Origin of the sequence: Kitasatospora sp. NPDC048722 (assembly GCF_040650235.1) — a bacterium.
In the GTDB taxonomy this organism is placed as follows: Bacteria; Actinomycetota; Actinomycetes; order Streptomycetales; family Streptomycetaceae; genus Kitasatospora.
Genome location: NZ_JBEZGX010000033.1, coordinates 93,016 through 100,599, shown reverse-complemented (window position 1 = coordinate 100,599; position 7,584 = coordinate 93,016). Strand labels below are relative to the sequence as shown.

8 protein-coding genes are annotated in these 7,584 nt (G+C 73.4%); 3 read left to right on the top strand and 5 right to left on the bottom strand.

The window, feature by feature from the left end; all coding sequences use genetic code 11:
* The coding region (locus tag AB0C76_RS24000; RefSeq protein ID WP_359968996.1) for an Hsp70 family protein at nt 1–681 on the top strand (681 nt) is incomplete at its 5' end.
* A 374-nt stretch (nt 682–1,055) separates the two neighbouring features.
* Here AB0C76_RS24000 and AB0C76_RS23995 read toward each other — a convergent pair.
* On the bottom strand, nt 1,056–1,721 hold the full coding sequence (locus AB0C76_RS23995; RefSeq protein WP_359968993.1) for a CHAP domain-containing protein: 666 nt from the start codon (nt 1,719–1,721) through the stop codon (nt 1,056–1,058).
* 239 nt (nt 1,722–1,960) lie between these two features.
* Between AB0C76_RS23995 and AB0C76_RS23990 the strand changes: the two genes are divergently transcribed.
* Complete coding sequence (locus AB0C76_RS23990) at nt 1,961–3,169, top strand: hypothetical protein (RefSeq protein ID WP_359968990.1); 1,209 nt, start codon at nt 1,961–1,963, stop codon at nt 3,167–3,169.
* A gap of 111 nt (nt 3,170–3,280) precedes the next feature.
* On the opposite strand, the gene AB0C76_RS23985 is transcribed toward AB0C76_RS23990, so the two are convergent.
* Both AB0C76_RS23985 and AB0C76_RS23980 read right to left on the bottom strand, forming a co-directional pair.
* A complete protein-coding gene (locus AB0C76_RS23985; RefSeq protein ID WP_359968987.1) occupies nt 3,281–3,514 on the bottom strand; it encodes a hypothetical protein in 234 nt (77 codons plus the stop codon).
* 73 nt (nt 3,515–3,587) lie between these two features.
* On the bottom strand, nt 3,588–4,577 hold the full coding sequence (locus AB0C76_RS23980; protein WP_359968984.1) for an aldo/keto reductase: 990 nt from the start codon (nt 4,575–4,577) through the stop codon (nt 3,588–3,590).
* 528 nt (nt 4,578–5,105) lie between these two features.
* Here AB0C76_RS23980 and AB0C76_RS23975 point away from each other — a divergent pair.
* A complete protein-coding gene (locus AB0C76_RS23975; protein WP_359968981.1) occupies nt 5,106–5,600 on the top strand; it encodes a hypothetical protein in 495 nt (164 codons plus the stop codon).
* A 162-nt stretch (nt 5,601–5,762) separates the two neighbouring features.
* Here AB0C76_RS23975 and AB0C76_RS23970 read toward each other — a convergent pair whose 3' ends face one another.
* Both AB0C76_RS23970 and AB0C76_RS23965 read right to left on the bottom strand, forming a co-directional pair.
* Nucleotides 5,763–6,767, bottom strand: coding sequence for a magnesium and cobalt transport protein CorA (locus AB0C76_RS23970; protein WP_359968979.1), 1,005 nt, complete (start codon nt 6,765–6,767; stop codon nt 5,763–5,765).
* A gap of 160 nt (nt 6,768–6,927) precedes the next feature.
* Nucleotides 6,928–7,083, bottom strand: a complete 156-nt coding sequence (locus AB0C76_RS23965; protein WP_359968976.1) for a hypothetical protein — start codon at nt 7,081–7,083, stop codon at nt 6,928–6,930.
* Between the last annotated feature and the right edge of the window lie 501 nt (nt 7,084–7,584).

The window sequence follows — 7,584 nt, the reverse complement described above, 5'->3', positions numbered from 1 at the left end:
ACGATCCCGACCAAGCGCTCGGAGATCTTCACCACGGCCGAGGACAACCAGCCGTCCGTGCAGATCCAGGTCTACCAGGGCGAGCGCGAGATCGCCGCGTACAACAAGAAGCTCGGCATGTTCGAGCTGACCGGCCTGCCACCGGCGCCGCGCGGCCTGCCCCAGATCGAGGTCACCTTCGACATCGACGCCAACGGCATCATGCACGTCGCCGCCAAGGACCTCGGCACGGGACGGGAACAGAAGATGACCGTCACCGGCGGCTCCTCCCTGCCCAAGCAGGACATCGAGCGCATGATGCGCGAGGCCGAGCAGCACGCCGAGGAGGACCGTCGCCGCAAGGAGGCCGCCGAGACCCGCAACCAGGCCGAGCACCTCGTCTACTCCACCGAGAACCTTCTCCAGGACAACCCGGACAAGATCCCGTCAGACGTCACGTCCGAGGTGAACGAGGTCCTGGCGGACCTGAAGGACAAGCTCAAGGGCGAGGACACCACAGCCATCCGCACCTCGATGGAGCGCGCGGCCACCGTCGTACAGAAGATCGGCACCGCCCTCTACGCCCAGCCCGGCGGTCCGCAAGCCGCGGCCGGCGCCGGCCCGACGCAGAGCCGCGACGAGGAGGAGGTCGTCGACGCGGAGATCGTCGACGACGAGAAGCCGAGAACGGATGCCGGCTGAGCCGAACCAGCGGTCCGGGCCGGGGCCCCGCGCGTGCTCCCCGTCGAGCACGACCAGGACCTGGCCCGGAAGGTTTCCGCAGGGGCGTCCGGGCTCCGGAGCGCGCCGGAGGGCGTGCCGGGCCGCGTGGGCGCGGCAGGCGAGGGCCGGGGCCCCGGCGTGCACGACGGCGGTACGGCTCCGTTGGTGAAGCATGGCCGTGACGGTGCCTCGGCCGCCACCCCGCCGACGGACTGCCACGCCCGGCAGCGGGTCGGCTTCGGGCCGGCCACGGTGTGCCTCCCCCAGCGGTGGTCCCGGGTCGGCAGGCCCGGAACGCGGTGGGGCCCGGAGCCGCCGGTGGTGGCGGCTCCGGGCGGGCTGAGGTGCGTCGGTCAGGCGGTCGGCGGGGCGACGTAGCCCGCGACGTGCAGGTCCTGGGCGCCGCCGACGGCGGTCCTGGGGTCGAGGTGGGTGCGGAGGGTGACCTTGTCGCTGTAGTTGCCCTCGACGGTGTCGAGGGTGCCGTCGCCGTGCACGGCGACCACGACGCCGACGTGGCCGCCCGGGGTCTCCTTGGCCGGCTTGCCGTAGACCACCAGGTCACCGGGCTGCGGGTGGGCCGAGCCGACCGGGTGCCACAGGCCGTGCTGCTCGCCCCAGTAGCCGACGCCGCGGCCGGTCAGATCGGCGGGCACCTCCTTGACGCCGGCCTCGCGCCAGGTCCACTCGACGAAGGCCGCGCACCACCCGGTCTTGCAGGTGTGGCTCTTGTTCGGGAAGTACTTGTCGCACGCCGCCGTGCCCTCGCGCACCCCGATCTCGCCCCGGGCGACCGAGACGATCCGGTCGCGGAGCGCGGCGGCGGTCCGCGTGGCGGGGCCGTCGATGACGGTCCGCGCGACGTGCCGGCTGCCGGACGGGAGGGTGTCAGCGCCGGCCGTGCCGACGCCGAGGACGCCGGTGACCACGAGGGCGGTGCTGAGCGCGGCGGCGGTACGGGCCCAGGCGGTGCGGGACTTGAGCGCGACGGGCAGGGCGCGGCGGTGGTTCGGGTTCACGGGAGTTCACTCCTTCGGGTGCGGCCCCGGTCCGGGCATGACGAGGAAACCCCGGACGGGGCTGGCAAGTTGGCGACTGTCGGCGAGTGCCGACGGCAATCACGATCTCATCGGTCCTGGTCCGCCGGTAGCCTGGGCGCGTCCCAGTTGTCCCATCGCCCGCCGGGCTGTCCCACACGCCTGTGACCTGCGAAGATGCGGGGACTTGGGACAGCGGGGGGCTGCCGAGGAGGAGGCAGATGACCGGCCCCAGGCCCACGCGCGGGCGAGCCATCCCGGTACCGCGTCCGCCGGACGTCCAGGACTGGACGCAGCTGATCACCGCCCTGACGACGGAACTGGACCTCCAGGGCCGAGCCATGCAGAGCAGGTCCGCCAAGGCCGGCACTCCGGTCGGGAAGAGCACCTGGCACCGCGTGCTGTCCGGTCACACCCTGCCCTCGGCGTCCGTCCTCGATCTGATGGTCGGCAGCGGCAGGTTCACGGAGGAGCAGTGCCGCGGACTGGTGGCCGCCTGGGAGAAGGCCGCCGGCTGCCTGGACCGGATCGACGCAGCCCGGCGTTCCGGCGGGCCGGCGCCGCGAGAGCCGGGCGAGCCTGGCGAGCCGCGAGAGCCGCGAGAGCCGCGAGAGCCGGAACGAGGAGAGGCCGAGGGCCGACCGGTCGGGCCGCAGGAAGTCGAACCGCACCGCGGGCCCGGGGCGCCGTCGACCCCGGGCCCGAGGCGCACCCGGCGGTTGGTCGGCCGGATCGCGGGGGCGGCCTCGGTCGCGGCCGCGTGTGCCGCCCTCACCGTCTACCTGGCCGGCCGCGGCCTCGACCCCACCACCACCGAGGGGTCCGCCGACACCGCCAGTACGACGGCCGCAGCGAGCCCGTCGGCCGCGACGGGCGCACCGGCCGCCGGCGGATCGGCCTCCGCGAGCACACCGCCGGTCGCCGGCACACCCGTTGCGGCGAGCGCACCGGCCGACCCGGCGTCGCAGCCGCCACTGAGCCGGCCCGCGCCGCCGACCGAGCACCCCGGCGTCGAGAAGGGCTCGCTGGGCGAGGACAGCCGCTGCAGCGGCCCGTACCCGGGTCCCGCAGTCGTCACCTGGCGGGTCTGCGTGCGGGTGGAGGCCGACCGGGTCTCCGTCGCCCTCAAGGTGACGAATCGCGCGAGCGTGCCCACCAAGGCCAAGGTGCGGCTCGAGTTCGCCCGGGCCGGGAAGGTCTACCCCTGCCCCGGCGCGCCCGGCGCCCATGTCATCGACCTGGCCGCCGGGACCACCGTGATCACCCCGCCCGCCGACTGCGCCACCGTGCGCGAGCCCACCCCCCTCGCCTACCAGGGCCTCGGCCGGGTGGTCGCCGCCGATGCGACCGACGCCGCCTACAACGTCTCCCCCACTGCGTCCGTGCGTCCGGACCGGCCCACCATCTGGCGGCCCGACCTCATCGACTAGCGGGACGGCGCGAAGGCCTCGCCGTCCGCGAGCGATCCGCGTGGGATCGGACCGCACCGCCTCTCGGCGCGGCCGCTCCGGCCGCCATCGCGCCTCACCCGGTTTCCGTCCTCACGAACCGTGGCCCCCGGGCATCAGCTCCGTCCCGCCCAGGAAGGTCAGCCCGGCCGCGTCGTTCAGCTCGTGGGGAGGACGGGCCAGCGCGAGCTGCAACGCCTGCACCGGGTCGACGCCGACGATCGCCGTCACTCGGTCGGCGACGCCGGGGTGTCCGGTGATCCGGTACGGGCAGGACCAGTCCGGCCCCTCCGGGTCGCGGCAGGGCACCCCGACCGCCAACAGCACCGGCGACCGTCCGGGGCGGGCCGCGCCGTCCCGGGATCCGACCCATGCGGAGACCGGGGCAGCGGGTGGCCGTTCAGCGGTTCACCGCCCGCATCCCGTCCTCGTCGTAGCGTTCGCCCGCCGCCTCGGGCAACTCGGCGTCGATGCGGGTCAGGTCCTCGTCGGTCAGCTCGACGTCGACCGCGCCCGCGTTCTGCTCCAGGTAGGTGCGGCGTTTGGTGCCCGGGATCGGCACGAGGTGCTCGCCGCGGGCCAGTACCCAGGCGATGGCTAGCTGGGCCGGGGTGACGCCCTTCTCCGCGGCGATCTCCTTCACCTTCTCCGCGAGCCGGAGGTTGGCCGCCAGATTGGCCTCGGTGAAGCGCGGGTTGGTGCGGCGGAAGTCACCCCGGTCCAGCTCGTCCGGGGAGCTGAAGCGGCCCGCGAGGAAGCCGCGGCCCAGCGGGGAGTACGGCACGAAGCCGATTCCGAGCTCCCGGCAGGTGGGGAGCACCTCGGCTTCCACGTCCCGCGTCCAGAGCGAGTACTCGCTCTGGACGGCGGCGACCGGGTGAACGGCGTTGGCGCGGCGGATGGTCTCCGCGCTCGCCTCGCTCAGCCCGATGTACCGCACCTTGCCCTCGGCGACCAGTTCGCCGAGCGCACCGACGGTCTCCTCGATGGGCACGGCCGGGTCGACCCGGTGCTGGTAGTACAGATCGATGCGGTCGGTACCGAGCCGTTCGAGCGAACCGTGGACGGAACTGCGGACGTGCTCGGCCGAGCCGTCCTGGCGCCCCACCGTCGACATGTCGCCCGGAACCGCGCCGTCCATCCGGTAGTTGAACTTCGTGGCGATCACGTACTCGTCACGGTGTCCCCGGACGGCCTCGCCGACCAGGGACTCGTTGGTGAGCGGTCCGTAGACCTGCGCCGTGTCGAGGAAGGTGATGCCGAGCTCCAGGGCGCGCCGGATGGTCGCGACGCCCTCGCCCTGGTCGGCCGTGCCGTAGAAGGCGGACATCCCCATGCAGCCGAGGCCGACGGCCGACACCTGGAGGTCCCGCAGACTGCGCTGTTGCATGTGACGTGCCAGCCCTTCGTCTCGTCCTTCCCGCGGCCCGACGCGCTTGCGAACGCCCCGGTCCTGACGACCGGCCGGGCCCCGTGCTCCCGGAGAGGACCCTACGGCGCCGAGGCCTTCCGGAGGCGGACCGGCACGGCGGGGCACGGGTCCCCGTGCGGGGTGAGCCGGCGTGCTCGTCCGACCGCCGGGCCGGCTCGCGGCACGGACCGGACCGGGGTGGCTCCGTCCGGTCGACGGTGGGCCGAGAGCTGAGCCGGTGCAACGTCAGGAACGAGTGGGCTCGGTCGACGTCGTCCGACCGAGGGTTCACGTGCTCGACGGACGTGAGTCCGCCGGCGTGGATCCGAACCCGCCGTCACGGCCCGGACGCAGCAGCGCCTCGGGGTGGCGGCGGAGGACGACGGTGGCGCCCGTCGGCCGGGCCGGCGGCATGCACTATGTTGAACGTGTTCAAAGTTCGGCGGGTGATCGTGTCGAGCGATGTCGAACGACTGGAGAGCCGGGGGCTGGGCAATGGATGACGCGGTGCCGTGGACTCTGCTGGGGTTGTGGGTGGTGGTCTCGCCCGTCGCCGTGCTGGCGGGTGGCGGCTGGCTGCTGTGGCGGTCCGCCCTGGCGGGCCGGTGGTCGGCTCCGCTGAGGATGCCGGGCGTCGTCGGGCTCGTGGCGGCCGGGGTGGCGGGTTGCGCCTATACCGAGGGGCTGCTCTCGGCGCCCTGGCTCGACATGAAGGATGCCTGCCTGTCCCTGAACCTCCGTGACGGTGTCGTCAGGGAGCGCCTCTTCCCGATCAGCGAGCGGTGCGTGGAGCGCGGCGCCGACGGCGGTGTCGAACTGGTGCCGGGATGGGTGAATCCGCTCGTGGTGGGTGGCGTCCTGGTCGCGGTCGCGGGGTTCACCGTCGCCGCCGTCCGCCGGGTGGGCCGCCATCGGGCCGAGCGCCGACGCCGGGAGGAGCTGGAGTGGGCCGAGCTGGAGGCCGGGAGCTGGCGGAGGATGCCGGATCGTCAACTCGACTGACTGCGACGGCGGGCCGTCAACGGGCCCGGCGCCCCGCTCGCCACCTCCCACCTCACCGCCGACGCCGCCGACGCCGCCGAGCACTCCGGACTCCCCGCGACCGCGCCGTCATCATGGGCTATCACGTCCAGGCGTGGGCACCGCCCGCGAAGCCGGCACGGTTCACAGCCAGTCGTTGCGGCGGAACGCCCGGAAGATGAACACGCAGACCGTCGCGGTGAACACCAGCACCGCCGGATAGCCGAACGTCCAGTGCAACTCCGGCATGTGGTCGAAATTCATGCCGTACACACCCGCCACCATGGTCGGCACCGCCGCCAGTGCCGCCCAGGCACTGATCCGGCGCATGTCGGTGTTCTGCTGCATCGACAACCGCGCGATGCTGGCGTCCAGGATGCTGGAGACCAGTTCGTCGAAGGCCAGGATCCGCTCCTTCACCTGCGCGTGGTGGTCCGCGGCATCCCGAAGATAGGCGGCTATCGCGGCCGGCACCTCCGGCAGGGAACCGTCCGACAGCCGCTGCAACGGGAGTGCCAAGGGCGCGACCGCCCGCTTGAACTCCAGCAACTCCCGCTTGAGCTGGTATATCCGCGCCGAGTCGTCGGTCCGCTCCTGCGAGAACACCGCCACCTCCAGCTCCTCCACGTCCCGCTCGAAGGAGTCCGCCGCCTCCAGGTAGCCGTCCACCACGTGGTCGGCCACCGCGTGCAGAACGGCCGTCGGCCCCAGCGCCAGCAGTTCCGGCGTGGCCTCCAGACCACGCCGCACCCCGGTCAGCGCGCGAGCGCTCCCGTGTCGCACCACGATCGCGAACCCCGGCCCCACGAACACCATGATCTCCCCGGTGTCCACGATCTCGCTGGTCGCCGTCACCTTCTCGTGCTCGACGTACGTGATCGTCTTCAGCACCAGGAACAGGGTGTCCCCGTACCGCTCCAGCTTCGGCCGCTGGTGCGCCCGCACCGCGTCCTCCACCGCGAGCGGGTGCAGCTCGAAGGCCGCCGCGATCTCGGCGAACTGCTCCGCAGACGGCTCGAACAGGCCGATCCACACGAACCGGCCGTCCTTCTCGCCGATCCGCTCCAGCACGTCCGAAAGATCGACCGCCCCGGGCAGCCGCCGTCCGTCCTCGTACAGCGCGCAGTCCACCACCGCTCGCGTGACCATCACCCACCACCTTTCGGAAGCCACCGCCGTCGGCCTGCCAACCTACCGGCTGCGTCCAGGCGGCCGTAGCCACCTCCCGCCCTCGGCCCTTGTGACGCCGCCGCCACTGCGCCCGGTGCCGGCCCCGGCCACCCACCGCAGCGCCCGCGGCAGGCTGCGATCACGCCGGCGCGCGGCCGGTGACCGGTCCGGCGAACGCGAGAAGGGTGGCGGCGGCCAGTGGCACGTTCACCGGCCGCCGGTAGCGCACCGCGAGCACTCGCTGGAGCGATCCGAGGGCCGCCAGGGTGAGCAGGCGGTGGCCGGGATCCCTCACCAGCCGCCGGCCAGGGCGTCGCGCTGCTGCGCCAGGAACGGCCCGGCCGGCGACGGGGGCACGCGGCGCGGGGAGCGGCACGGCCGTCTCCCGTCTCGTCGTCTCCGACGCGACCGAGTTCTCCACGGCTGCCGTACCACTCGGCGTTCCCGCCGGCATCGCGCGCCCCGGCCCTGTCTTCACACGGGCCCCGCCGAACCGCCCCCGGAGGAACCCGCCGGGGGCGGGATTCGGCAAACGGTTCACCGCCAGGCCCCACGCCCGGGCGGCGAACCGTTTCCTCGCAGATCACGCTAGGTGCGGCCGCACGTCCGCCGGCCCGCCCTGACGCGTCCTTGATGCGGTCGGCCGCCGTCTTGACGCAGCATTGTCGCCACTGCTCAGGGCTGGTGGCGGTACTCGATGTGCCCGGTTCGGTGATCAGGTGGCGATGCGGGGGCGGCGGTCGACCACCCCGATCCCGGTCCGGTCGGTGTGGTGGCCGGCGGTGCTGACGCCCAT